This window comes from Virgisporangium aurantiacum, assembly GCF_016863635.1.
Classification (GTDB): Bacteria; Actinomycetota; Actinomycetes; order Mycobacteriales; family Micromonosporaceae; genus Virgisporangium; species Virgisporangium aurantiacum.
The window spans coordinates 1-24857 of record NZ_BOPG01000106.1 but is presented as its reverse complement, the minus strand read 5'-3'; the positions used below and the strand labels follow the sequence as shown (position 1 = coordinate 24857).

21 protein-coding genes are annotated in these 24857 nt (G+C 69.5%); 12 read left to right on the top strand and 9 right to left on the bottom strand.

Annotated elements, in window-relative coordinates; translation table 11 throughout:
- Window positions 1-81: 81 nt before the first annotated feature.
- Genes Vau01_RS57560 through Vau01_RS57550 form a run of 3 tightly spaced genes read left to right on the top strand, consistent with a single transcriptional unit; the run spans window position 82 to window position 3786 of the window.
- Window positions 82-1137, top strand: a complete 1056-nt coding sequence (locus Vau01_RS57560; protein ID WP_239152930.1) for a site-specific integrase — start codon at window positions 82-84, stop codon at window positions 1135-1137.
- On the top strand, window positions 1134-3401 hold the full coding sequence (locus tag Vau01_RS57555; RefSeq protein WP_204011791.1) for a tyrosine-type recombinase/integrase: 2268 nt from the start codon (window positions 1134-1136) through the stop codon (window positions 3399-3401). The genes Vau01_RS57560 and Vau01_RS57555 overlap by 4 nt, the downstream gene beginning before the upstream one ends.
- A complete protein-coding gene (locus Vau01_RS57550) occupies window positions 3391-3786 on the top strand; it encodes a DUF6262 family protein (protein ID WP_239152917.1) in 396 nt (131 codons plus the stop codon). The genes Vau01_RS57555 and Vau01_RS57550 overlap by 11 nt, the downstream gene beginning before the upstream one ends.
- A 34-nt stretch (window positions 3787-3820) precedes the next feature.
- Here the strand turns inward: Vau01_RS57550 and Vau01_RS57545 are convergent, their stop codons facing one another.
- Window positions 3821-4087 carry an ATP-binding protein gene (locus Vau01_RS57545; protein WP_373320487.1) on the bottom strand — a complete coding sequence of 89 codons (267 nt, stop codon included), beginning with the start codon at window positions 4085-4087 and terminating at the stop codon, window positions 3821-3823.
- Between the two features lie 338 nt (window positions 4088-4425).
- On the opposite strand from Vau01_RS57545, the gene Vau01_RS57540 reads away from it, so the two are divergent.
- Window positions 4426-4764 (top strand): hypothetical protein, encoded by a 339-nt coding sequence (locus Vau01_RS57540; protein ID WP_204011780.1) that lies wholly within the window; start codon window positions 4426-4428, stop codon window positions 4762-4764.
- Between the two features lie 203 nt (window positions 4765-4967).
- Window positions 4968-5402: an STAS domain-containing protein gene (locus tag Vau01_RS57535; RefSeq protein WP_204011778.1), complete on the top strand. Its 435-nt coding sequence runs from the start codon at window positions 4968-4970 to the stop codon at window positions 5400-5402.
- Here the strand turns inward: Vau01_RS57535 and Vau01_RS65545 are convergent.
- The 3 genes from Vau01_RS65545 to Vau01_RS57520 form a co-directional block, all read right to left on the bottom strand.
- Window positions 5302-5736, bottom strand: a complete 435-nt coding sequence (locus Vau01_RS65545; protein ID WP_204011776.1) for an ATP-binding protein — start codon at window positions 5734-5736, stop codon at window positions 5302-5304. The two genes, Vau01_RS57535 and Vau01_RS65545, sit on opposite strands and share 101 nt — an antisense overlap.
- A 22-nt stretch (window positions 5737-5758) precedes the next feature.
- The gene (locus tag Vau01_RS57525; RefSeq protein WP_204011773.1) at window positions 5759-7063 is read right to left on the bottom strand and encodes an MFS transporter; all 1305 of its coding nucleotides are present in this window, start codon (window positions 7061-7063) and stop codon (window positions 5759-5761) included.
- Window positions 7064-7126: 63 nt separating this feature from the next.
- Window positions 7127-9520, bottom strand: a complete 2394-nt coding sequence (locus Vau01_RS57520; RefSeq protein WP_204011770.1) for an ATP-binding protein — start codon at window positions 9518-9520, stop codon at window positions 7127-7129.
- Window positions 9521-10380: 860 nt separating this feature from the next.
- Here Vau01_RS57520 and Vau01_RS57515 point away from each other — a divergent pair.
- The 3 genes from Vau01_RS57515 to Vau01_RS57505 all read left to right on the top strand — a co-directional run bounded on the left by Vau01_RS57515 (window position 10381) and on the right by Vau01_RS57505 (window position 13083).
- The gene (locus tag Vau01_RS57515; RefSeq protein WP_204011766.1) at window positions 10381-10932 is read left to right on the top strand and encodes a TlpA disulfide reductase family protein; all 552 of its coding nucleotides are present in this window, start codon (window positions 10381-10383) and stop codon (window positions 10930-10932) included.
- An 88-nt stretch (window positions 10933-11020) separates the two neighbouring features.
- Complete coding sequence (locus Vau01_RS57510; RefSeq protein ID WP_204011764.1) at window positions 11021-11194, top strand: hypothetical protein; 174 nt, start codon at window positions 11021-11023, stop codon at window positions 11192-11194.
- Window positions 11195-11280: 86 nt separating this feature from the next.
- Entirely contained in the window at window positions 11281-13083 is a 1803-nt protein-coding gene (locus Vau01_RS57505; RefSeq protein WP_204011761.1) for an ABC transporter ATP-binding protein, read from the top strand.
- Here Vau01_RS57505 and Vau01_RS57500 read toward each other — a convergent pair.
- A complete protein-coding gene (locus Vau01_RS57500) occupies window positions 13065-13544 on the bottom strand; it encodes a S26 family signal peptidase (protein WP_204011758.1) in 480 nt (159 codons plus the stop codon). The two genes, Vau01_RS57505 and Vau01_RS57500, sit on opposite strands and share 19 nt — an antisense overlap.
- A gap of 240 nt (window positions 13545-13784) precedes the next feature.
- Here Vau01_RS57500 and Vau01_RS57495 point away from each other — a divergent pair, with 240 nt between their 5' ends.
- Window positions 13785-16631 carry a tetratricopeptide repeat protein gene (locus Vau01_RS57495; protein ID WP_204011756.1) on the top strand — a complete coding sequence of 949 codons (2847 nt, stop codon included), beginning with the start codon at window positions 13785-13787 and terminating at the stop codon, window positions 16629-16631.
- Between the two features lie 65 nt (window positions 16632-16696).
- Window positions 16697-16864, top strand: coding sequence for a hypothetical protein (locus tag Vau01_RS65540; RefSeq protein WP_239152916.1), 168 nt, complete (start codon window positions 16697-16699; stop codon window positions 16862-16864).
- A 748-nt stretch (window positions 16865-17612) separates the two neighbouring features.
- Here Vau01_RS65540 and Vau01_RS57485 read toward each other — a convergent pair.
- Window positions 17613-18119 carry an RICIN domain-containing protein gene (locus tag Vau01_RS57485; protein WP_204011753.1) on the bottom strand — a complete coding sequence of 169 codons (507 nt, stop codon included), beginning with the start codon at window positions 18117-18119 and terminating at the stop codon, window positions 17613-17615.
- Between the two features lie 257 nt (window positions 18120-18376).
- Between Vau01_RS57485 and Vau01_RS57480 the strand changes: the two genes are divergently transcribed.
- Both Vau01_RS57480 and Vau01_RS57475 read left to right on the top strand, forming a co-directional pair.
- On the top strand, window positions 18377-21613 hold the full coding sequence (locus tag Vau01_RS57480) for an AfsR/SARP family transcriptional regulator (RefSeq protein WP_204011751.1): 3237 nt from the start codon (window positions 18377-18379) through the stop codon (window positions 21611-21613).
- Window positions 21614-21758: 145 nt separating this feature from the next.
- Complete coding sequence (locus tag Vau01_RS57475) at window positions 21759-22541, top strand: ABC transporter ATP-binding protein (protein ID WP_204011748.1); 783 nt, start codon at window positions 21759-21761, stop codon at window positions 22539-22541.
- A 103-nt stretch (window positions 22542-22644) separates the two neighbouring features.
- On the opposite strand, the gene Vau01_RS57470 is transcribed toward Vau01_RS57475, so the two are convergent.
- The 3 genes from Vau01_RS57470 to Vau01_RS57460 form a co-directional block, all read right to left on the bottom strand.
- A complete protein-coding gene (locus Vau01_RS57470) occupies window positions 22645-23130 on the bottom strand; it encodes a MarR family transcriptional regulator (protein ID WP_239152914.1) in 486 nt (161 codons plus the stop codon).
- An 8-nt stretch (window positions 23131-23138) separates the two neighbouring features.
- Window positions 23139-24386 (bottom strand): FAD-dependent oxidoreductase, encoded by a 1248-nt coding sequence (locus Vau01_RS57465; RefSeq protein ID WP_204011732.1) that lies wholly within the window; start codon window positions 24384-24386, stop codon window positions 23139-23141.
- Between the two features lie 182 nt (window positions 24387-24568).
- Window positions 24569-24811 carry an alpha/beta hydrolase gene (locus tag Vau01_RS57460; RefSeq protein ID WP_239152927.1) on the bottom strand — a complete coding sequence of 81 codons (243 nt, stop codon included), beginning with the start codon at window positions 24809-24811 and terminating at the stop codon, window positions 24569-24571.
- Window positions 24812-24857 lie beyond the last annotated feature (46 nt).

The window sequence follows — 24857 nt, the reverse complement described above, 5'->3', positions numbered from 1 at the left end:
GGGACCTGCCGTTCGCCTGCTGTGGACGGATTATCTTCCCGTGTCTGTGACGGGCCTTCGTTCCGGGTTCAGCGGCTGGTGATGCCGTCGGGCCCGGAGTCGTCGACGGTTCTGGCCGGCGGGATGGTCGTGGAGCCTGCGGACCGGTTCCTGGCTCACCTGACGGCGGTCGATCGCTCGCCGAACACGGTTCGTGCCTACGCGCATGATCTGCGGGATTACTTCGAGTTCCTGGATCAGCGGGGGCTGCGGTGGGATCGGGTCGTGTTGGAGGACTTGGGCCGGTTCGTGTCGTGGCTGCGGTTGCCGGACGGGGCCCGGGACGGGCGGGTGGCGTTGCTGCCGTGGGTGGAGGCGCCGGTGGCGGCGGCCACGGTGAACCGGAAGCTGTCGGCGTTGGCGTCGTTCTACGAGTTCCATCATCGGCACGGTGTCGCGCTCGGGGAGTTATTGACGCGGTGGAGGCCTGGCCGTCGCGGTGGTTCGTGGCAGCCGTTCCTGGCGCATCTCGGGGCGCGGCCGGAGCGGCATCGGGTGATCGCGTTGCGCGCGGAGCGTCGCCCGCCGCGCGAGTTGACCGCGTCGGAGATGACGACGCTGATCGAGTCTTGTGACCGGCTGCGCGACCGGTTCCTGCTGACTCTGTTGAAGGACACCGGTTTGCGGATCGGTGAAGCGTTGGGTCTACGCCATGAGGATGTTGACGCCCGGCGGCGGCTGGTGGCGGTTCGGGCGCGGGAGAACGCGAACCGGGCGCGGGCCAAGACGTGGTCGCGGGAGGTCCCGGCCGACGCGGGCCTGTTCCGGCTTTACAGCGACTATCTGCATGAGGAGTACGGGACGCTGGACTGTGACTACGTGTTCGTGAACTTGTGGGGTTCGCCTGTCGGGGCACCGATGAGTTATGCCAGTGTTGATCGGTTGGTGCGGCGGTTGCGGGAACGCACCGGCATCAGCTTCTCGCCGCATCTGTTTCGGCACAGCTACGCTACCGGTCTGCTGCGCCGCGGTGTCGCCGCGGAGATCGTGCAGCACCTGCTCGGGCACGCCCACATCAGCACCACCATCGACACCTACTCTCACCTGGGCGTCGAAGATGCCCGCAACGCCCTTGTCGCCGCCGGGATTCTGCGATGACGAAGGGAATGACGAACGGCTTGAGGCATTTGCAGCCGCTTCCTGGTGACGCCGACACCGGCGTGGGGTTGGCGGCTCGGCTCCGGCCGCGGTTCGCGCAACCGATCATCCTGGTCGACCCCGACGACCCAGTGATCGGCGGCCCGGCGTGTCTGGTCCCGGTCTGCACACGACTCGCCGTCATCTTCGGGAAATGCTCAGCCCACCACCAGCGCTGGATCGATGACGGCCGCCCCGACGACATCGAAACCTGGGCGGCCGCGGCGCCGGCGAACCGGCGTTGGCTGCAGCAGCCGGCGAAGTGCACGATCGACGGCTGCCGCCGCAGTCGGCGCGAACACAGGCTCTGCCACTCCCACGCCCACCGGTGGCACCAGCAGAACCGGCCCGATCTGGCCGCGTGGATCGCCGCCGGCGGCGGCCCACCGCTACCGGCCCGCGCCGGCTGCCGGTTCCCCGACTGCGGGCTGGAGGCCGAAGGCGAGGCGGGATTGTGCGTCCACCACCGCAACCGGTGGGTCCGCGCCGACCGGCCACCGATGCAGTCCTGGCTGCTGGGCTGCGCCACGTTCGGGCAGGACCGGTTCGACCTACGGCCGCTGCCGACACCGATGCGCCACGAGATCGCCTATGCGATCCAATGCCGGGTGGATGAGCGTCGCACCATCACCCGGCCGCACTCGATCCGTCGGCTCCTGCGGGCAATGCCCGGCGCGGGTGTCACCTCGCTGCTGGACCGCAGCCCCGAGGCATGGACGGCCTTTCTGGGGTTCTCCACCGAACGCGGACACATCGAACGCCGGTTTCTGCTCGACGCGATCGGTTACCTGCGCGACGTCGTCGAGGGCGTTGGTTGGGAGGCCGAATTCCCCCGCGACGTCTGGCTACTACGCCGGATCGGCTTCCCCGGCCGCGACGCCCAACTGCGGTTCACCGGCATCGCGCCGGTCTGGCTGCGCGAGCTGACCAAACGCTGGGCCCGCTGGCGGCTGTCGACCGGGATCGCCGTGGCCACCGTCGCCGCCGACGTCCGGGCGATCACCCTGTTCGCCGCATCGTTCCCGGCGCTGCGACGCGGGCCCGAAGCTTTCACCCGACAGATGGTCGAGGTTCACCTGGCGCACCTGGTCGACCGGTTTCCCAACGCGAAGAGCCGCACCGGGCAGCTCACCAGCCTGGCCGGGCTGCTGCGCGCCGCTCGCCAGCACCGCTGGCAGCCACGCCTGTCCCCGGACGTCGACGTGTTCGCCGAGGACTACCCACGCCTTCCCGCCGCCGCGCCACGGGCGTTACCGGAGACGGTGATGGCCCAGCTGGAACGGCCCGACAACCTCGCCCGCTTCGCTGATCCCCACGGCCGGCTGCTGGCCAGGATCCTGATGAATACAGGGCTGCGGGTCGGTGACGGCGCCAAACTGCGCCTGGACTGCATCGTCCGGGACGGCCAAGGCGCCCCCTACCTGCGCTACACCAACCACAAAATGCGCCGGGAGGCGTTCGTCCCCATCGACACCGCCATGGCCGAGGCGATCACCGCCCAACAGCAGGCAATGATCGACGAGTATGACGACCCGGCGGTCCTGCTGCCGCGCCGCACTCGCAATCCCGAGGGCAAGGTCGCCTTCAGCACCGCCACGTTCCGCGGCCAGCTGCGCGAGTGGCTGCGCGTCTGCGACATCCGTGACGAGCACGCCCGCCCGGTCCGGGTCACGCCGCACCAATGGCGGCACACCTTCGGCACCCGACTGATCAACAACGAAGTTCCGCAGGAGACCGTTCGTCGCCTCCTCGACCACACCTCGCACGCAATGACCGCCCACTACGCCCGACTGTCCGACGCGACGATCCGCCAGCAGTGGGAACAAGCCCGGAAAGTCAACATCGCCGGCGAGCAACTGCCTGCCGACACCGGTCCGCTGGCCGAAGCGATCTGGATGAAGAACAACCTGGCCCGGGCGAAAATGGCGCTACCCAACGGCTACTGCACCCTGCCGCTGCAACAGAAATGCGAGTTCGCCAACGCCTGCCTGACCTGCCCCGTCTTCGTCACCACCGCCGATTTCCTGCCCCAGCACCGCGGCCAGCTGGAACAGACCCAGGCACTCATCGCCCGGGCCGACAGCAACGGCCAGCACCGCCTGGCCGAGATGAACCGCACCGTCGAGAAGAACCTACTGGCAATCATCGACGGTCTTACCACCGGCTGCTGCGGCGGCGGAAAGTCCTGCGCCTGCACCACAGCAGGAGCCCCGGATGCCGGCTAAACCAGGCCAGCACCTCGCCGAGCACGCACGACAACGACACCAGCAAGCCCTGCGCCGCGCCCAGAGAACCCTCACTGAGATGAACGACGCCGGCGAGACCGTGACCGTCGCCCTCATCGCCCGGCGGGCCGGAGTTTCGCGATCGTGGATCTATACCCAGCCAGAGCTCCGCGATCGGATCCAGCAACTGCAACGACATCGCGCCGACGCTGACGCCCGCAGGGAAACGACGATCCGCGCCACGGACGACTCGCTGCGTCAGCGCCTCACGCTGGCCCACGAACGCATCAGCCAGCTACGCGCCGAGAACCAGCAACTCCGCGACGCCCTCGCGCAAGCCCACGGACAACTACGCGCATCCCGCCTCAACGCCCAAGACAGCTAGTCGAAGACACCTGTCCACGAAACAAAACCGCAGGTCAAAGGCGATATTTCAAGATCGAAGTCGAGATAACGGTGGCGACGACGTCGTCGGAGAAGGTCTCGCCCCAGCGGCCGAAGGGCAGGCTTGAGGTGACCATGACGGAGCCTTGTTCGTAGCGGGATGCGATGAGTTGGAAGAACAGGTTCGCGGCGTCGTGGTCGAACGGGAGGTGGCCGGCTTCGAGGCGTCCGGGGTGGTGGGCTTCGGCGAGGCGGGTGATCCAGTTGCTGGGGGAACCGTGAGTAACGGCGGCCCAGGTCAAGGTCTCATGGTTTCGTTCGCGGGAACGGACCGGGTAGCGGCGGTGGTTCGTCGGTCTCAGGCGACGAGGCGGTACTCGTGGATCAGGCCGCAGAGGACATCGACACGTTCCACGGCCGCTGTGCCGATGCCAGGGGCCTGGCGTGCGCACCCACCGTTCGGCGAAGGCGTTCGCCTGCGGTGTGCACGGCGGCGTCCCCACCACGTCCACACCGGCCGCGGCGAACACGGCGTCGAACGCAGTGGTGAACCTGGTATCGCGGTCGCGGATCAGGTACCGGAACCGGTGCACGTGTTCGTCCAGGTCCGTATGAAGTCTGGTGTTGCGGACAACCCACCGTGGTCTCGTCATCGCGGGCGGACCAGGTTGCGGTGGTGGTGTCGGTGCTGGCCGGGATCGTCGGGGTCGGGGTCTGGGCTGGGCCACCCGCTACCGGCCGTACCGGCCAGGTACGGGCAATCCACACCGGTGAGGCCACGGCCGCGGTGCAGCGACAGTACGCGGAGTTGGACGGATCCCGCGGCGATCCTGCGGTGACCGCCTGCCTGCAAATGACCGCAGACTCGCTGGAACCGGACAACCATCACCGTCACCTCGAAGTCGGCCGGCGGATCGAGTCTGTGTACGTCTGGCTCGACGGCGCCGACCACGCGTTGCCGGAAAGACCCGACCGCTGACGGGCTTTCTCGGTTCGACCTTGGCGGTTTCGGCCCGCCGGAGCCGGAAGTCCCCAAGGTCCACGAGCAGCAGATCAGTATTTCTCCGGATGTGCGTGCCGCCGGTCTGCCCGACGCTGGACGTGACAGATCCGTGCCGCTCGCCCACGGCCACGACGGCGGGCCGCCCGACCCGGGTGCAAACCGGTTCTAATGGGGGACACATGGACGTTCTCTCGGATCAACCGTTCGTCCTGCGGATGTCGTCGAGCGGTGGGAACCTGCGAGTCACCGTTGCCGGGGACCTGGACACGTTCCGTGCCACCAAATTCCGCGAGGTGACCGCGGTGCCGCCGGACGGCGTGCGGCTGATCGAGCTTGATCTCGCGCGGGTGACGTTCTTGGACGCCGCCGGAGCGCGGGAGGTCGTCAGGCTCCAGCGTACCGCGATGCGGGACGGTTACGGGCTGGTGATCACCGCCGCAAGTGACGTGGTGCGTGCGGTGCTCACCGCCCTGGACCGGGAGGATCTGTTGCCTACTGGGCCGACGGCGCTGCCTAGCCCTGCCCGAGGTCGTTGGGTCGGGCAGGCGAGTTGGGACATGCGGGCAGCGGAAACTCCAGCCGCACGTTGGTGCCGCCCCCTGGGCGATCCGTGATCTGCACATGCGAGCAGAACCGGCCGGCGAGCCACAAGCCGTGACCGCTGTTCCACGCGTCGCCGCTGGAACGATGAGGGCGCAGGCTCAGGTATCGGTCCGGAATGCCTGGCCCGTCGTCACTCACCAGGCAGTGCAGGACGTTTCCGGCGCGCCACAGTTGCAACCGGCCCCGTCCACCACCATGGTGCACCGCGTTGAGCGCGATTTCGTGCGTGGCCAGCGTGAACCAGGTCAACGGCATGTGCTCCAACCCTTGGGCCGCTCCGCAAGCCGTGACGCTTTTCCGTACGGCAACGAGCGAGGACCGATCGAACTGCTCGTCATAGAGCATTCGCCGATCACTCAACGGGCCGTCAACCGGAGCATGGTTCACCGGTCACCATCCAACTCGGGCCCCGCCACCCGACCACGGCGGTGGCCAGGCCGAGGAGCGCGGCTCCGGCCAGGTACCACGCCGGCGCGACAGGATCGTGCGTGCGGGAGAGCAGCCAGGTCGACACGTAGGGGGCGGTTCCGCCGAACACCGTCACGCTGACGTTGTACGCGAGGCCGGTCGCGGCGAAGCGGATCGGAACCGGAAACTGCGACGCGCTCAGCAACGCGCTCACCGTGGCACTGATCCCGATGCCCACGGCCCAGATAACCTGCCCGAGCACGGCAGCGGCGAAGGTGCCCTGCTGGATGAGCATGAAGCCGGGCACGACGCTCACGGCGACGCCTACGGCGCTCGCGATTGCGACAGTGCGCGGCGGGAACCGGTCGACGAGATGACCGCCGGCTACCGCACCGACGGCGAGGGCGAATACAGCGGCGAGATTCGCCCCGAACGCGACGGTGGCGTCCATCCCGACCACCCGCGTCAGGTAGGAGGGCATGTAGCCGAACAGCAGAAAGCCGCCCAGGGTGACCATCACCAGCCAGCCAGCGAAGACCGCGATGCCCCGTTTGACAGTACGCAGCGCCACGATGAGCGGAAAGCGGGGACGGACGATGCCCGGCGCGTCGAGGGCCGGGCTGTCGGGGACGCTGCCCCGTATGTACAGTCCAACCAGCGCGAGCGGCACGGCGGCGAGGAACGGCAGCCGCCAGCCCCAGGCGGCCAGTTGCGCCGGGGTCAACGAGCTGGCCAGCAGCAGGCTGGTCGCCGCCGCAGCGGCAACGCCGACGTACACGGCGACCTGGTTGGCCGACACTGCGCGGCCGGAACGGCCGTCTGCCGCGTGTTCCAGAATCAGGATGTTTGCGCCGACATATTCACCCGCGATGGCGAACCCCTGCACCAGCCGGCAGATCAGCAGCGACACCGGCGCCCATACGCCGATGCTCTGGTACGTTGGCAAGAGGCCGATGCCCAGCGTGCCGGCCGCCATCAGCAGCATCGACGCGGCGAGGGCCGGGCGTCGTCCGACGCGGTCGCCGACGTGGCCGAACACCACGCCGCCGATCGGTCGCACGGCGAATCCCACCGCATAGATCGCGAACGTGTTGAGCAGCGCCGCAGTGGGGTCGTCCGCGGGAAAGAAGCGCGTCGCCAGCACGCCGGCGAGGTAGCCGTAGAGAAGCAGGTCGTATCCCTCGATCACGGTGCCGACACTCGCCGCGATCACGGCGCGGCGGGCTCCTCCGACGGGGGACAGCACGACCCGCGCCTGGCTCATGTCCCCCAAGATGGCACGACGCCGCCGACGGGTCGAGGTTGGTCACCCGGTGATGGGTGCCATTCACCCGTCCGGGTGCTGCCGGGCCATCCACGCCGCAACCTGAGCGCGGGAGGAGAAGCCGAGCCTTGTGAGGATGCTCTCGAGGTGACTTTCGGCGGTGCGCTGGGAGATGACCAAGGCGCTGGCGATCTCCCTGTTGCTCAGTCCGCGCCCGACGAGCATGGCAACCTGTTGTTGGCGTCTGGTGAGCGGGGTCGGGGCGGCCGAGGTTGCCGGCGGCGCTGACCGTACCTCGCCGAGGGCGTACGCCAGCGCCTCTTCATAGGTCAGGCCCCGGCCGTGCCGGAGGGTCTCGTCGAATATCCGGTCGCCGAGCGCGTTGCGGGTCTGCCGCTCGCATTCGTCGTGTTGCTCGGCCAGATGGCCGAACGTGCGGATCGGGGTGCCGAGGTCCTCCAGCGCGGCGTCGGCGGCGCCGAGGAACGTGGCAGCGCGATCAGGGCGCTGTTGACCGGCCTCGATCCAGCCCAGCACCTCCAGGCACAGGGCGCCGCCGAGCGTGTCGTCCAGGCCGTGGATGCATTTGAGTCGCAGGCTTGCCAACTGCAGCGCGGCAGCCTCGTCCAGATCGCCCTGCCGCCACGCAACCATCCCGTGAGCCCACATGGCGTTGGACCGGTAGATCCCCTCCCCGTTGGGCTCGGTGATCGCCAGTACCTCGCGATAACACGCGCTGGCCCGCGCATGATCCCCGGCCAGACCTGCCGCCGCCACGAGCGTGAACATCACGTGTAGCCGTTGATCCAACTCCGGTTCCGCCGCCCGGTCGAGCGTCGCCAGGGCAGCCTCGAACAATTCCACGGCGAGGGCCAGCTCGTTGCGAAACATCGCAGCCGTTCCGCGGATGAACATGGCCTGTGCGATGGCGTCCGGGGCGTCGAGCCTCCGGGCGAGCCGCTCTCCGTCCTCGAGCAGCCGGGAGGCGTCGCCGTCACGTTGGGCGAAGGCCAACCGGCTGGCCAACAGCATCGCCCGGGTATGCCGGACCCCGCGTTCGGTGGTTGCGCCGAGGGCGATCTTGAGCCACCGCCGCCCCTCGCGGAACATGCCTCGGGCCCACCAGTACATCGCTGGCAGGGAGAGCGCGATACGCAGCGCCGCATCGACCTCGCCCGGCTCGCGGAGGGAGAAATCCACGGCCGCCCGCAGGTTCGGGTATTCACGGGTGAGACGGGTCAGCCAGTATGCCTGTCGGTTGCTGATCCACTCCGCGCGGGCGCGGGCCACGAGCCCTTCGTACCAGTCACGGTGCCGTCGGGCCAGGAACGCATCCTCACCGGTCTCACGCAGTTTCTCCAGCCCGTAGACCTGCATCGTCTGCAACATGCGGTATCGCGCGCTGCGGCCGTGGTCGTGGTTCCGGACCAGGATCGACTTGTCGACCAGGCTGTTGGTCAGGTCGAGGAGCTCTTCGACCGGCAGGTCGTCACTGGCGCAAATGCCCTCGATCGCGTCGAACTCGAAGCTGTCGGCAAAGGTCGACAGGCGCGCCCACAGCCGCTGCTCGTCCTTCGTGCACAGGTCGAAGCTCCAGTCGACGCACGCCCGGAGCGTCTGCTGCCGGTCCGGACTACGCCGGCTGCTACGGGTGAGCAGGGCGAACCGGTCGATCAAGCGGTCCGCGATCTGGTGCGGAGTCAGAACCGGCAGCCGGGCCGCAGCCAGTTCAATGGCCAGCGGCAGTCCGTCCAGCCGTTGACAGATCTCGACCACCGCGAGCCGGTTGTCCTCGGTGAGCTGGAAGTCGTGCAAGGCGGCCGTCGCACGAGCGGTGAACAGGGCCACCGACGCACACCGGGTCAGGTCGGCGAGGGCCGGCGGTTCGTGTCGATCCGGCACTGGTAGGGGCGGCACGGGCAGCGTGGCCTCGCCGACGACGGTCAGCGGCTCTCGGCTGGTCGCCACGATCCGCAGACCCGGGCTGGCCCGCAGCAACGCCTCGGCCAACATGGCGCAGGCGGAGAGCAGATGTTCACAATTGTCCAACACCAACAACAGCCGTGCTCGAGCGAGACGTTCGCGGAGCGCGTCAACCGGTGCGCGGGCAGACTGCTCCCGCACACCCAGCGTGGCGCAGACCAGACCGGCGACGGCCTGGGCGTCGGGCATCTCAAATGTGGCCAGCTCGGGCGGGAGTACTCCGCCCAGGTCGATGAACCAGGCCCCGTCCGGAAACGCCCGCCGCACCTCGGTCGCCGTCCGCAACGCCAGCCGGGTCTTGCCGACCCCGCCGACCCCCGTTAAGGTCACCATCCGATAGGTCGACAGCAGTCGCTTGACCTGCGTCAGTTCGTCCTGGCGGCCGACGAAGCTGCTCAATTCCGCGGGAACGTTCCCGATCACACTGCCGGTGCGCCGTCGAACCACCTGGTTCGTCGCGCGCGGCCCTGCCATGGCCACAAGTCTTCCCTCTCGCGGACAATCTCCGCACCTGAAACCCACGATCGGGTGGCGACGGATCACCGTTGCCAGGATCCGGCCGCGGGCGGTCGACGTCGGTAACTTCCTTGAGATCGTGAGTCCGTAATTGCTCTCCCGTGGATGTCCAGTCTGCGCGATGTGCGGGTCGGGCCGGATCGAGAAGGTGTGGACGAACAAGCCCACTCAAACTCGCCAACGAGTTGACCGCCGGTGGGTTTCGGTAGGGCCGCGCACGGTGTCCAAATTGCAGGCGTGGACGCAGCCACCGATCGATGTCTGGGCCGACAAGCCGACACCAGACAACGAGCGGGTCGGGTTGCGACGCGTCCATCGGTCGGGCTCACCGGTTACGCTCGGTTATCAGCACGCAATTGGTAACGCACCGGATCGCGGCTGACTACTTATTGAATGGATCTACGACCGCTGGTGCGTTGGACGTCGGGACCGCCGGTGTCCCGGCGCAGTCGGAACACCCGCCGGGCGCCGGGAAACAGTTGGTCGTCGCAGCCGGCGACGCCGGCATCATCCACGCTGACAGCCGCGGCCGCCGGCCCTCCATCGATAGTCCACACAACCATCGATGATCAACCGGCGGCCGTTCCACGTCCTGCCACCACGCCGAGCGAGATCTCGACCGTGAATCTTGCCGAGCAGTGAGGATGCTCTCCCGTCGATACTTGCGGAATAGGTGCGGGTGCCTTACGTGTCGCCAGGCCTGTGTCCCGCACAGACTGCACACGTCGACGATGACCGAGTCGGCGCGGGATCTCGATCTTCGACGCCCCCCGAACGGTGAACGCCGCGTTCATGGTTCCAAACCTCGGGGAGTTGGAATGGCATTTCTGGTGGCCACGGTCGTCCTCGTGGGACTGTTAGCGGCGGTCAATCTGGTGTTCACGCTCGCCGTCGTCCGGCGCCTGCGGGAACACACGGAGTTGATCAGCAAGATGGGAACGGCTGGGCCGATGCGCGGCGCCACCATGCTGCCCGCGGGACAGTCGGTGGGCGCGTACACCGCGACGACCGTCGACGGCGCGACGCTGTCGGCCGACGATCGCGACGGGCCAGAGCTCGTCGGCTTCTTCTCCCTGGGGTGCCAGCCCTGCGCGGAGCGGTTGCCGGAGTTCGTGGCCAGCGCCGCCGACCACCCGGGCGGCCGGCACCGCGTGCTGGCCGTCGTCGCCGGCCGCGACGACGAGGGCGACGCACAGACCTTTGTGGACGACCTGGCTCCGGTTGCGCGAGTGGTGCGCGAGGACATGGGTGGCCCGCTCCAGAAGGCGTTCGCCGTACAGGGATACCCCGCGATCGGCGTGGTCGACGAGTCCGGAGTGGTCGTGGTGAGCGGCACCACCATGCCCGATCTCGCGCCCGCTAACGCCTGACACCTACTGGCGATTCTCCGAGCATCTGTCCAATGTGGACGGATGTCCGGTGTTCGGTATGCACCGCAACGGTTCCGAAGGAGGCACAATGATCAAGGCCCTCAACCGGCTGGGTGACCGCATGGTCGGCCGGTTCGTCCCACGCATCACCGCAGACGCCAACCACTGCTACACCGAGCGCTGCTGCGGCCAGAAGTACTGCCGGTACTGCTGCCACCACGAGGTCCTCGGCACCACCTGCCAGGCCTGGTACTACTGCTGATCCCGCTCGGCCCCCCATGACCGTCCGGTCGCCGCGCCACGAGGGAGCGGCGGCCGGGCGGTCGCCGTCGTCGTTAAGGACATTCGATGGACGCCCTGTGGCGCCGGCTCGGTTCGGCGGTGGCGCTCGCGTGGCGGGCCGACCGGCCGGCGATGATTCTGTCCGTCGCCGCGGCGACGCTGCGCGGCCTGCTTCCCGTCGGGTTGGCGTGGATCACCAAGCTGGCACTCGACGCGCTGGCCGGCGGTGCGGAGCCCGCCGAGTTGGTGCCGATGGCGGTGGGCCTCGCGGTGCTGGGCGTCGCCGTCGCCGTGCTGCCGTTCCTCGGGGAGTACTTCCAGGGCCAGCTGCGGCGGGCGCTGTCGGTGCTCATCGAGGACCAGCTTTTCCGGGCGGTGAACGCCCAACCCGGCCTGCGGCCGTTCGAGAATCCCGCCTTCCACGACCGCCTGCAACTGGCGCACGAGGCCGGGCAGCGGGCGCCGCAACGGGTGGTCGGCGGCGGCCTGCAGATCGCCCAGAACGTGTTCACCGTGGCCGGCTTCATCGTCGCCCTGTTCACGTTGAACCCGCTGATGGTCGTGCTGGTCGTGGTCGCGGCGATCCCGGCCATGCGGATGCAGATCCAGCACAGCCACCGGCGCGCCGAGATGATGTGGGGCGTCACCGCCAACACCCGCCGGCGGTTCTTCTTCGCCGGCCTCCTCACCCAACTGAGCGCGGCCAAGGAGATCCGCCTGTTCGGCCTCGGCGACCACCTGCGCGGCCACATGCTCGACGAGCTGCGAACGGTCAACGCGACGGAACGCGACCTCGACCGGCACACCATGCGCGGGCAGTCGGTGCTCTCCGCGGTCAGCGCGGTCGTCACCGGCGCCGGTGTGGTCTGGGCGCTCCTCGCCGCCGCCGGTGGTCGACTCACGATCGGGGACGTGTCGGTGTTCCTGGCCGCCGCGGCCGGCATCCAGCTCGGGCTGGCGGCCCTCGCCGGTGAGGGAGCCGAGCTCCACAACGCGTTGCTGATGCTCAGGCACTACTTCGACGTGGTCCGCTCCGCGCCCGACCTGCCGGTGCCGGAGCATCCGGCCGAGCTCGGTCCGTTGCGCGACGGCCTGGTGCTGCGCGACGTGTGGTTCCGGTACGACGACGGCCATCCGTGGGTGCTGCGCGGGGTCGACCTGGTGGTACCAGCGGGTAAATCGGTCGCGCTGGTCGGTCTCAACGGTGCGGGCAAGTCGACGCTGGTCAAACTCGTGTGCCGGCTGTACGACCCGGACAAGGGGAGCGTCAGCTGGGACGGCGTCGACCTGCGCGACACCGATCCGGCCCGCCTGCGCGAGCGCATCGGCGTCCTCTTCCAGGACTACATGTGCTACGACATGTCCGCCGCGGAGAACATCGGCCTCGGTGACCTCGCCACCGCTTCCGACCGCGACCTCGTCCGGGCGGCGGCCGAGCGGGCCGGCACGCACGAGCGGCTGGCGAAGCTGCCGCGCGGGTACGACACGCTGCTCAGCCGGATCTTCGTGACCGACAGCTCGGACGTCGAGGCCGGCGTGGTGCTGTCGGGCGGCGAGTGGCAGCGGCTGGCACTGGCCCGCACGTTCATGCGCGACAGCCGCGACGTGCTGATCCTCGACGAGCCCAGCTCGGGTCTCGACGCGGAGGCCGAGCACGCGATCCACGAACGGCTGCGCGAGCACCGGCGCGGTCGCACCAGCCTGCTGATCTCGCACCGGCTCGGGGCGGTCCGGGACGCCGACGTCATCGTGGTCCTTGACGCCGGGCAGATCGTCGAGCAGGGGTCGCACGCGGAACTGTTGGCGCTCGGCGGCCGGTACGCGACCCTGTTCACCCTGCAGGCGCGCGGCTACGGGTCCGAGAGCTGACGCAGGGCGATCCCGAGCACGCGGTCGGCCGGTACGTAGCCGAACATCCGTGAGTCGCCGCTGACCCGGGCGTTGTCGCCCAGTACGACCAGGTGACCGGCCGGCACGGAAGTGCCAGCCGGTATGCTGGCCGCGCGCGTCACCGACTCGGGCACCGGATCGCCGGCCACCGACGCGATCCGCTTGATCAGCCAACGCTGCGAGGTCGGATCCGGCAGGGGACCGGTGGCCCAGTCGCCCCCGCGCGACATCGGATCGATCACGACCACCTGCCCGCGCGCCAGCCGGTCCGATCTGACCCTGCGCACCAGCACCTGATCGCCGTTCCGGTACGTCGGCAGCATGCTGTCGCCGGCCACCCGCACCACGACCAGACGGCGCCGGACCACGACGAGGAGACCGGCGCCGGCCACCACGAGACCCGCCGCGACGGCGAGGACCGCAATGACGACGTTCGACATGATGCCGCATTATGCCCACACCGGGCCTACCGCGCGGCAACGGCATCCGCGTCGTGACGGTGCACTCGATCCTGCGCCTACTCGGCATTAGCTCCGAACGCGGCATCGATGACCGCGTGGATCCGCAGCAGGTAGCCGTTTCCGCAAGTGACGACGGGATGGCATCATCACTGGTCGCCAAGGTTCACACCACGATTGGAGGGAGACGCCCGAGTGCGGGGACGGCAACGCCCGGACACCATGAACCTGGTGCGCGCCCAGCGGCTCAGATTGGGGCTGTCGCAGGAGGATCTCGCGGCCCTCGCCGGGGTGAGCGTGCGAAGCATCCAACTGGTCGAGTCGCGGCCCGACCGGCGAGTCCGCCCCTCGACCGCCCGACTGCTCGCCGACGCGTTGCAGGTGCCCGCCGACCAACGGGAGGACTTCATCGGGTCGCTGGTGCACGACGCGCTCGGCAGAGCCCCCGGCCGGAAGCCCGATACCGGACAAGCCTCGCTCCCTGCCGTACTACCCGCCGCATTGCCCGAGTTCACCGGGCGTCGCGACCAACTCGACCAACTCGACCAACTCCTCCGACGCGGCCAACAGGGGTCGACCGGCCCGGCAATCGGCGTGATCTACGGTCCCGCCGGCGCCGGGAAGACCGCTCTTGCCGTCCACTGGGGGCACCGGGTCGCCGACCAGTTTCCGGACGGACAGCTGTATCTCAACCTCCACGGTTTCGACTCCGCAGCCGAATGCGTCTCCGTCACCGAGGCGGTGCGGGCGCTTCTCGACGCGCTCGACGCGCCGAGGTCGCGGATGCCAACCGGGCTCGACGCCCAGGTTGGTCTCTATCGCAGCCTGGTGGCCGGCCGGCGGATGCTGCTGGTCCTCGATGACGCTCGCGACGCCGGGCAGGTCTGGCCGCTGCTGCCGGACCTGCCCGGCAGCGTGATCCTCGTCACCAGCCGCAACCTGCCAGACAGCCTGATTGCCGTCGAAGGCGCCCAGCCGATCACAGTGGAGGTCTTCCGGCCAGCCGGGTCCGCCGATGCCGTACCGACGGTCGGTTCGCGGTGGGTACCCGCGCAGTTGCCGCGTCCACTGGCCACCTTCGTCGGGCGCGGTCAGGAGTTGGAGCGATTGACCGCGCTGGTTCGGGTCGCGGACGGCGACGACACACACGCACCGGCGGCCGGTGTTGCGGTCATTTCGGGACCTGCGGGCGTGGGTAAGTCGACCCTCGCTACGCACTGGGCGCACCGCGTCGCACGGCTGTTCCCCGATGGTCAGCTCTACGCCGATCTGCGCGGCTTCGATGTCGGTGGACCGGCTGATCCCGCCGAGGCCCTGCGGGATCTTCTCGAAGGGTTGGGCGTTCCCCCCGCCGAGATTCCGGCGGCGGAGGCGGCCCAGTGCGCGATCTATCGCAGCCTTCTCGCAGGCCGGCGGGTTCTCGTCGTTCTGGATAATGCCCGCGACGCGGAGCAGGTCCGGCCGCTGCTACCGGGCGCGCCTGAGTGCGCTGTGGTGGTGACGAGCCGCAGCACGCTCACCGGTCTTGTGGTGACCGACGGCGCCGTGCTGGTCAGGCTCGGGCTTCTCGATGCGCGGGATGCGGCGCAGTTGTTGCTTCGTCGCCTCGACCCGGCCCACGTCACGGTCCGGCCGGCGGCACTGGACGCAACCGTGGCCGCCTGCGCCGGATTGCCGCTTGCGTTGGCTATCGTCGCGGCCCGGGCAGCCGAGCGCAGCGGTGACAGCCTCGCCACGATCGCGGGCGAACTCGCGACCGAAGGCCTTGATGTTCTCGACGCTGGCGGCCCGGCGACCAATCTCAGGGCGGTGCTGTCGTGGTCCTATCTGGCGCTCAGCCCGGCGGCCGCGGAGCTGTTCCGATTGCTGACCCTGTTCCCCGGCCCGGATATCGCACCTGCGGCGGCGGCGAGCCTGGCCGGCCGGCCGGTCGCCGACGTACGCCAACTGCTGGGCGAATTGACCGGTGTGAACCTGGTCGATGAGCACCGATGCGGCCGGTTCTCGCTGCACGACCTGGTGCGAACGTACGCTGCCGAGCAGATGCAAGCCGCCGGTAGCGAGGAGGACCGGCAGACGGCGATGACTCGGCTACTGAGCCACTACCTGCACACTGCCGACCGCGCCAGCCACCTGCGCTATTCCTACCGCTCACCGATTTCCCTACCCGACCGGCCACCGGGGGTCGTCGTGGAGGCGCTGTCCGACCGGCAACATGCCGAGGACTGGTTTGCCGCCGAGAGCGCGGCCATGGTGTCACTGGTGAGGTGGGCGGCCCAGCCGCTTTTCGAGTCGTACGCGTGGCGACTGGCATGGACGCTGTGGGATTACGTTTCGGACAAACCTGGGCACTGGCGCGGGTGGGTCGCCGTCCAGCGGGTCGTTCTGGCGGCCGGGGCGACCTCGACCGACCCCGTCGCGCTCGCACACATGCACCGCGGTCTCGGGCTCGCTGCCTGCCAGTCGGGAGAACTGGACGAGGCCGATCGCCACCTACGCGTGGCCATCGACCACTACGCCGCCGCCGGCGACCACCGCGGGCAGGCCAACACGCACCGGAACCTGGCCCGCGTATTGGCGTGGCAAGAGCAGCCTCACGCGGCGCTGGAAAATGCGGTGCAAGCCGTCCGGCTCGCCGACAGCTGCGGCGATCGGCACACCCAGGCTGCCGCACTCAACCAGGCCGGCTGGTATCACGCCCACATCGGCAACTACCGGCAGGCCCTGATCGCGTGTCGGCGCGCCCTCGGCCTTCATCGGCGCACCGGCAACCGCGACGGCCAGGCCGCCGCCTGGGACAGTCTCGGCTTCATCTACCACGGGCTCTCCGACTACGGACAGGCAATCAGTTGCTACCAGACGGCGATTGCCCTGCTCGAGGAACTTGCCGATGACTATGAACACGCCGCGACCCTCGACCGCCTGGGTGACACCTACCACGCGGCGGGCCGACTTCACGATGCGCGGGACGCATGGCGGTGTGCCGCCGACCGCCTACGCCAGTTGAACCACCCCCAAGCCGTCGACACACTCGCCAAGTTGGCAGAGACTCGCGGCGCACAGAGCTGAACGGGGCCGGCACCGCCTCTGTGCGTCGGCACCCTCTACGGGGGTCTTGAGCAACTGACGGCTTCGTGGAGGTCGGCCGGGAGAGAGTCGTTGACTCCCGGCTGCGCCGGTACTACCGGCTCACCCGGGCGGGGGCCGACCCGGCCGCCACGACCGCCGCCGCGGTGCTCCGCACCGTCCTCGCTGAGGCGGACCCGGCCGACAAGGCGAGGTCTACCGCCAACTCGGCCTGAAACTCACCTGGCCACACGAAACACGCCGGTCGACTCGGGCGTGTCGGCGAGGCGCCACCGCCGGCGGTGATGCTCGGTAGGTTCGGCGAAAGTCCGGGCGACATTGCCGACGTCGCCCGGACCGGGGGAGTCATTCGACGGCCGAATCGTGGCGGAGTTCTTCGACGCGGGGGTGTCGCGGCGGGTGGCGTGGACGGATCGGCCGCAGGCGTCGCAACTGCTGAGGGAGATGGTCGCCGACGGTCGTCGGTTCGATGCGGTTGTGGTGGGGGAGTACGAGCGGGCGTTTCCGGTCAACGGCTCGCCTGGTTGGCGCCGGTCCTGTGTCAGCAAGGGATCCAATTGTGGTTGCCGGAGACCTATGGGCCGGTGGACTTCGACTGTCCGCGTCAGCTGGCGCTGCTTGATCTGCTGGGGGTTCGGGTCGCTGCGGGAGGTGTCGCGGGCGCGGTTTCGGACGATGGCGGCGATGCGGGTTCAGGCCGAGGTGCAGGGGCGGCATCTGGGTGGTCGGCCGCCGTACGGGTACCGGTTGGTCGATGCCGGTCCGCATCCGAACCGGGTCCATGCGGGGTGGGGCAGGCGGCTGCACCGGCCGGACCCTGACCCAGGTGACCGCGTGCTCGCGAACGTCGTCCCACCGGCGAAGATCGCGGCGTGCCGGTCGTGGTTGTTCGCCCACGCCAGCCAGCCTGCGATGCCCCGGGGAGATGGCCGGAATCGGCTACCTCCCCGGGATCCGATCGTCCTAGTAGGCGATCCACTTCTGGTTGGGGTCGCGGTTGCAGAGGTAGACGATCACGCTCCCCCAGTGAGGGATGACGCACAGGCTGGTGTTCTGGAAGCCGGCCCAGGACCTGATCCGCGTGACCTTGGTCGGCGGCGGCGGTCCCGCGTCGGGCACCCAATCCTCGTTGCTGACCTCGGTGCACACTGCCTGGGAGACCTGCGTGAAGCTCTGCACCGGCCCGTTGAGGTACCAGCACCGCCCGCTCTCCTGGTTGCGGATCTGCATGCGGCTTCCGCCGTTGACGCTCGGGAAGAACCTCCAGTTCTGCCACGTGCTGCCGTCGCAGGCCTGCATCTGCAGCGGGCTGTCCACGTAGGCGGTGGCCGCGATGCACGTGTCGTCCTGGACGTTGCGAAGCGGAGCCCACGGGCTAGCCGCATGGGCCGGGGACGCCGCCACACCTGCGGCCGCCGCGATCGACGCGAGGACGAGCGTGGCGGCGGTGAACCACCTTCTGACTGTCATGCCTTCTCCTTTCGGGATTGACCGGTCCGTCATCCGACTGCCGACGGCTGGGATCGACCGTCGGTGGTCGCGTCAGGGACGATGTCAGTCGGCGCAGGAGCCGGACCGGAACGGCGCTGGAGCCGGGAATCGATAGGACACAGCGCTGGAATGGCGCTGGAACATGACCGGAACGGGGAGCGTCCGGTGTATGACTGCGTCAGCTTCACGCGTCTCGGTAGGATCGAGATCAATAGCGTCCGACGTTAGGCTGCAAGGTGCAGGTGAGGCTGCTCGGCTCGGTCGAGATCGTGCCGAGCGTTCGGCCCGTCTCCGGTCGGCGTCGCAAGGCGGTGCTCGCGGCGCTGGCGCTGCATCCCGGACGTGTGGTCAGCGCTGACGTTCTCGTCGAGATCGTGTGGGCCGACGCGGCACCGGCTACGGCCGCCGGCACGTTGCAGAGCCACGTCTCCTACCTGCGTCGTGCTTTCGGGGACCACTCGGCAATCGTGGCCCGCTCCATGGGCTATGCCATCGAACTGGGCGACGACGAGACCGATGTGCAGACGGCGCAGCGACTCGTTGAGGAGTGCGCCACCACGGGTGAGCCGTCGCAGCGGTTGGCCCGGCTGCAGGCGGCGGTCGCGCTGTGGCGGGGCCCGGCCCTGGCTGATCTGGGCGGTCTTCCCTGGTTCGAGGACCAGGCGCGCCGACTCGACCTGCTGCTTGTGCATGCCCAGCGGGCGTTGGCCGAGAACCGCCTGGCGGTCGGACAGCACGATCACGCCGTGCCGGTCCTGGAGAGCCTGTGCCGCGATCATCCTCTCGACGAGAGACTTCACGAACTGCTGATGCTCGCGTTGTACCGCGCTCGCCGGCAGGTCGAAGCCCTCGCGGTGTACCGGAGCCTGCGGTGCCGACTCGATGAGGAACTCGGCGTCCGTCCCGGCCCGGCGATGCGCCGTTTGGAGGCCGCGATCCTACGCCAGGACACCGATCTGGACGGGCCTCTGGCGACACCGGTCCCGATGGCCGGTCCGGCGCCAGGTTCCGGCGCCGCGCAGGCAACGCTTCCCCGGAAAGAGCGCGTGGACGAGTCCCGCCGGCCGGCGTCGAACCCGGCGGCCAACCAGTCGGCGACAGCCGACACGCCGGCCCAACTGCCCGCGATGATCGGTGACTTCACCGGACGCGAGCGTGAGGTTGTCACACTCGACGACCTGCTGCCGGGCGGCTCCGACTCCGCCCCGTCGATCGTGGTCGTTGCTGGGATGGCCGGGGTGGGGAAGACGGCGCTGGCAGTTCGTTGGGCACACCGCGTCCGTGACAGGTTTCCGGACGGCCAGTTGTACACCGACCTTGCGGCGTTCTCGACGGAGCCCGCGGCCACACCGTTACGGGTCCTCGGCGAGTTCCTCTCCGCATTGGGGGTCTCCAGCCAGGGAGTTCCTGCGGGGTTGGGCGAGGCCAGCGCGTTGTACCGCAGCCTCCTCGCCGACAAGCGGGTGCTTGTGGTACTCGACAACGCGGCCGCCCCGGACCAGGTCCGTCCACTGCTGCCGGGCGGCCCGGGCTGCCGTGTTCTCGTGACCAGCCGCAGCGGGTTGGGAGGTCTGGTCGCCAGGGAAGGCGCCCGCCGGCTGGCACTGGGCGTCCTCACCCCCGACGAGGCGGTCGATCTCCTCCGACGACTCGTCGGGCTGGATGAGCCCGACGCCTTGGCCGAGCTGGCCCGTCTGTGTGCGTATCTGCCGCTCGCGCTGCGCATCGCGGCGGCGAACGTCAACGCGTGTAACGGCGCCCGGGTGCTCGATCAGGTCGTCCGGCTCCGTGACACCGAGCTCCTGGACTCGCTCATGCTCGACGGCGATGAGGAGGCGGCCGTCCGAGCGGCGTTCGCCTTGTCCTACGAGGCATTGACACCGGCCGCCCGACGCCTTTTCCGGCTGCTGGGCTCGGCCGCCGGTCCGGACATGGGCGTACCGGCCGCGGCCGCGCTGGCCGGTCTCGACCCAGCCGAGACCGCCCGGCTTCTGGAACGGCTCGCCGGAGCCAACCTGATCGAGCGGCGGCTTCCCGCCCGGTACGGGCTGCACGATCTGCTTCGTCTGTATGCGGCGGAACAGGCGAGGGCGGCCGGAAGAGCCGAAGCCGAGTCGGCCATCGGGCGACTCGACGGGTACTACCTGCGTGCCGCCGGGGCCGCTACCGCGCTGTTGAATCCGTTCTCGCCGCAGCTGCCGTCCCGCTCGACCGAGCCCGGCGAAACGGTACCCGCGTTCGTCGACGACCGCGCGGCCAGTGCGTGGCTGGATGCGGAACGGCCGAATCTCGTCGCGACCGTCGTCCAGGCCGCGGCTGCCGGACGCGCGACGGCGTGGCTGCTTGCCGACGCCATGGGTGGTTACCTGTGGTTGCGCCGCAACGGCGCCGACTGGCTACCGGTGGCCGAGGCTGCACTCTCGGCGGCGCATCAGCACGGTGACGCGTCGGCCCGGGCGTCGGCGTATCGGCATTTCGGGGCGGTCCACATCGTGCTGGGCCAGTTCCACGACGCCGTCGCGCACCTGCGCCGGGCGCTGGATTTCGCCCGCGACGCCGGTTGGCGCGTCGGTGAGGCCGCCGCGCACAACAGCCTCGGTCTGGCCCACGGCAATCTCGGCGACCTCGACCGAGCCACCGCCCGGTTCTCCGCCGCCCGGGAACTCTACCGCCAGTGCGGCCTCGCCGCCGGGGAGTTCGCCGCGCGGAGCAACCTGGCCGGCGTGTACTGCAGGGCCGGCCGGTTGGCGGAGGCCACCGCCGCGTACACCCGGCTGGCGGCCGACGAACGGAGTCGGGGGTCACGCTCCGGCGAGGCGACCGACCTCGGCAACCTGGGTCGGACGCTCGGGTGGCTGGGCCGGTCCCACTACGCGGTCCGGTACCTTACCGCCAGCCTGGCGATACACCGGGCGGTCGGCAACCGGGTCTCGGTCGCCATGGCGTTGGACGAACTGGCCCGGCTGCACACCGACTCCGGTGACCTCGACATCGCCGGCACGTTCGCCGACGGCGCGCTGGCGCTGGCCCAGGAGATCGGCCACCTCCGCATCGAGATCAACGCCCACAACGTCCGCGCCGGTGTCCTGGCCCGGCTCGGCAATTCCGACCGGGCGGCCGCCGAATTCGAACACGCCCGGTCGCTGGCGGTCGAGGCCGCCTTCCACCACGGTGAGGCGGAAGCCCTGATCGGACTGGCGACGGCGAACCGGGCCCGGGGCCGCATCGCCGCCGCGATCGACGTGGCGCAACAGGCCATCGCCCTTACCAGCCGGCGCGGCCTACGGCTACTGCGATGCGACGCCCACGTCGCGCTGGCCGAAGCCCATCTCGACGACGACGACAGGTGCTCGGCGGCCGAGCAGGCACGACTCGCCCTGGCCATCCACCGCGACACCGGCTACCGCCGCGGCGAGACAACCGCCCGACGGATCCTGACCCTGACCGCACCCGGAAAACCCGCACCCGGTTGAGCCACTGCGGAGCCTGTGGCGCTGGAGACTGCCGTCGCCTTCAGGTTGTTCACGGCAGCGCCGTCAGGCGTCTCGTGAGCGCAACGGGTACCGGGCAGGTAGCGTGTGCCTGCCCGGTTCGGTGACGCTTTGTGCAGGGAGGGGGGTGAGCGTCGTGCCAGTCCTCAGCGTCGAGGGCCTCAGTGTCGGGTTCGACGGGGTCAGCGCGCTGCGTGAGGTGTCGCTCAGGGTCGAGCCGGGCGAGATACTGGGACTCGTAGGTCCCAACGGCGCCGGCAAGTCCACGCTTCTCAACTGCGTGTGCGGGCTGTACCGGCCCGGCGGCGGGCGGGTGCTGCTCGACGGCGTCGATGTCGTCGGCGAGCGTCCGGACGCCATCAGCGCCCGTCACGTGGTGCGGACCCACCAGGAGCCGCGGCTGCTGGACAACGTGTCGCTGGTCGACAACGTGCTGCGGGGCGGAACGACTCCGGGCGTGCGCGACCGGGTGGCCGGCCTGTTCGGGCTGCCGTCGGGGCGTCGCCACCGTCGCGACGACCTCGCCCGGGCCGACGAGGAACTGGCCGGCCTCGGGATCGAACAGTGGCGCGACGTCGCCGCGCGGTCGTTGCCGTACGACGTCCGCAAGCTCGGCGAGGTGGCCCGGGCCCGGTACGCGGGGCCGCGGCTGATGCTTCTCGACGAACCCGCCGCCGGCGTCGGGGCCGCTGCCGCCGAGACGCTGAGCCGCCGGCTGCGCTTCTTCGCCCGGTCGGGGACCGCTATCGTGCTCGTCGACCACAACATCGATTTCGTGACGAGCAGCGCACACCGCGTCGTCGTGTTGAGCGCCGGCGAAGTCGTGGCGGTGGGCCTGCCCGAGGACATCACGCGGGACGCGCGGGTCATCAACGCCTACCTCGGGGCAACGGAACCGGACCAAGCTTGACGCGCACGCGGTGCTGGTCGCTGTCCTTACAGGCGAGCCAGACTCGGCTTCACGTAACGGCATCCGCTATTCGCATGTGCCGGGTACGTACGGCCTGCGGCGCTCACGCGGACTGCGTGGTGTCCTCGTCGCGGAGGCGGTCCAACTCCGCGAGGTACATCGCCTGCATACGGCCGAAGTGCCGGACCAGCAGCATGACCTCCTCGACACGGTAGCCCTCGATGAGCCGCCCCACACGTTCGGCGAACCGCTCGTACGGGCGCTCCAGCTCCGGGATCCGCTCCGGCCGGATGGTGACGATCACCCGGCGCCGATCCGCCGGATCGCGCTCGGTCGTCAGGTAGCCCGCCTGCTGGAGCCGGCGGAGCATGCTGGTCACCGCTCCGGTGGTGAGGTTGGTCCGCTCGGCGATCTGTCCCGCGGTGGCGGAATCGACGTCCGCCAGATAGTCCAGGCACTCCAGGTCGCTCACGGTGAGACCGAGACGCTCGGCGATGGCGTACCGGAAAACCATCGACAGCCGCGAGTTCTCCCGCCCGGCACGCATGAGATCGGCGATCGCGGACGCACGAGACGACTGGTCGGGCATGCCCGCAATCATGCTTCCGGCACGGTGACCCGGTGCAGCCGAGGTAACACGCGAGTCAGTACCCAGTGTGGCGCGGCCGCATTCCCGGTGAGCCGGCGCATCAGCCGGGCCGCGTCGTCGACCGCGTCGAAGGCATAGGACACCATCTCGTCCTGGTAACCGGCGATCGCCGCCTCCAGCGGTGTGCCGTCCGTCAGCGCGTCGACCAGCCTGCGGCCGAGCAGGGCGGCGTCACGCAGCGCGGTGTTGCCGCCGTGAGCGCCGAACGGAGGCATGGCGTGTACGGCGTCGCCCATCATCGTCGCCCGGGGCACCGCCCACCGACGGGGGCGCTGCCCGGCCGCGAAGAGGTTGAGCACCACGGTGTCCAGCTCGGCCGTGCCGACCAGCCGCCGGACGAGCGGATGGAAGTCCGCGGTCATCTGGGTGGCCATCTCCCGTAGCCCCGGCAGGTCTCCGCGGACGTTCATGGGCACCTCCGCTTGCCGGAGCAGCAGTCCCCACATGACGTAGTCGTCGCCGGTGGGCGGGAAAACGCCCGGAGCCAGGCGCGCGAACGCCTCCCGCGGACTCTCACCGAACCGCATGGAGGTGAAGAAGAAGGCCCGGCCCGGTTCATTGGCGATGGCCAGGACACCGCTGGTACGCAACGCCTCCGGAATGATGCTCCGACCGTTCTGCCGCAGGGGCGACCTGCCGTAGATGCCCGCCATCGGCGTGTTCACCGGGTTCGCGTCCGGCATGAGCTGCGCGCGCAGCGCTGAGCGCACGCCGTCCGCGCCCACCACGACGGACACCGTGGCGGCTCCGCCGTCGGAGAACCGCAGCCGCAGCCTCCCCGGTCCGCCGCTGTCCACCCCGACGGCGGCCTTGCCGTAGTGGACGCGCCCGTCGAGTCCCGACTGCAGGATCGAGCGCAGGGTCAGCCGGTCTACCTGGCGGGTCGTGTGCTGCTCCTGCTTGAAGGTGATGGTGAACGCGTCCCGCAGCCGGCTGTCGGTGAAGCGCAGGTGCCCGCCGGGCTCATCGCTGGTGGCCAGCGCCAGGCGGTACAGCGGGACGGGCAGGCTCTCACGCAGCGCTTCCAGCCCGTACCGGTCGAGGATGAGCCGGTAGCCCTGCCGCCGGACAAAGGGACCCAGGTCCCGCTCGTAGACATGCGCGTCGATGCCGGCACGCACGAGGTATTGGGCGAGACACAAGCCGGAGAGGCCAGCGCCGGCGATTGCCACCGAGAAGTCGGTCGATATCACCATGCGGTTATCTTAATGACTAAGATGTCATGGACAAGGCCGCGGGCGTGCCACGACCGAGCCGGACGCCTCCGGGCGCCGGTTCCACCAATGCGAACGATCTTCGTCGCGGCGGCGCCGGCCGAAAGCCGCCGACAGCGAGCTTCGTTGTGCCGAAACGCTGGCGGGCGGGCGTGCTCGACGAGTCACAGCGCGGCGGTTTCGCAATCCGCCGGAGCGGCCGGCCACGGATGCTCGGGCGCGAGACGGCAGTCCACGCTCGCAACCGCGACGCCGAGTGGGTCGGCGAGCCTGTGGTTGCGGACGTCGCTGCCAGCGGCCGACCCATGGAGAAACCGCCCCCGTGGATCTCCAAGAACACGCCTTTCACTGCCGCGTCGACGGGAGTGTGGATCCGCAGCGGAACGCGGCGGTGGTGCCGCTAACACGGGACGGCCGTTGCCGTCCGTCGTCAATCCGGGTGGCGACAGTCTT

Excerpts from the sequence above, each read along its gene's own strand:
- Vau01_RS57560 (WP_239152930.1), top strand. The coding sequence starts at position 82 with ATGCCGTCGGGCCCGGAGTCGTCGACGGTTCTGGCCGGCGGGATGGTC.
- Vau01_RS57555 (WP_204011791.1), top strand. The coding sequence starts at position 1,134 with ATGACGAAGGGAATGACGAACGGCTTGAGGCATTTGCAGCCGCTTCCT.
- Vau01_RS57550 (WP_239152917.1), top strand. The coding sequence starts at position 3,391 with ATGCCGGCTAAACCAGGCCAGCACCTCGCCGAGCACGCACGACAACGA.
- Vau01_RS57535 (WP_204011778.1), top strand. The coding sequence starts at position 4,968 with ATGGACGTTCTCTCGGATCAACCGTTCGTCCTGCGGATGTCGTCGAGC.
- Vau01_RS65545 (WP_204011776.1), bottom strand. The coding sequence starts at position 5,736 with ATGCTCTATGACGAGCAGTTCGATCGGTCCTCGCTCGTTGCCGTACGG.
- Vau01_RS57525 (WP_204011773.1), bottom strand. The coding sequence starts at position 7,063 with ATGAGCCAGGCGCGGGTCGTGCTGTCCCCCGTCGGAGGAGCCCGCCGC.
- Vau01_RS57520 (WP_204011770.1), bottom strand. The coding sequence starts at position 9,520 with ATGGCAGGGCCGCGCGCGACGAACCAGGTGGTTCGACGGCGCACCGGC.
- Vau01_RS57515 (WP_204011766.1), top strand. The coding sequence starts at position 10,381 with ATGGCATTTCTGGTGGCCACGGTCGTCCTCGTGGGACTGTTAGCGGCG.
- Vau01_RS57510 (WP_204011764.1), top strand. The coding sequence starts at position 11,021 with ATGATCAAGGCCCTCAACCGGCTGGGTGACCGCATGGTCGGCCGGTTC.
- Vau01_RS57505 (WP_204011761.1), top strand. The coding sequence starts at position 11,281 with ATGGACGCCCTGTGGCGCCGGCTCGGTTCGGCGGTGGCGCTCGCGTGG.
- Vau01_RS57500 (WP_204011758.1), bottom strand. The coding sequence starts at position 13,544 with ATGTCGAACGTCGTCATTGCGGTCCTCGCCGTCGCGGCGGGTCTCGTG.
- Vau01_RS57495 (WP_204011756.1), top strand. The coding sequence starts at position 13,785 with ATGAACCTGGTGCGCGCCCAGCGGCTCAGATTGGGGCTGTCGCAGGAG.
- Vau01_RS57485 (WP_204011753.1), bottom strand. The coding sequence starts at position 18,119 with ATGACAGTCAGAAGGTGGTTCACCGCCGCCACGCTCGTCCTCGCGTCG.
- Vau01_RS57470 (WP_239152914.1), bottom strand. The coding sequence starts at position 23,130 with ATGCCCGACCAGTCGTCTCGTGCGTCCGCGATCGCCGATCTCATGCGT.
- Vau01_RS57465 (WP_204011732.1), bottom strand. The coding sequence starts at position 24,386 with ATGGTGATATCGACCGACTTCTCGGTGGCAATCGCCGGCGCTGGCCTC.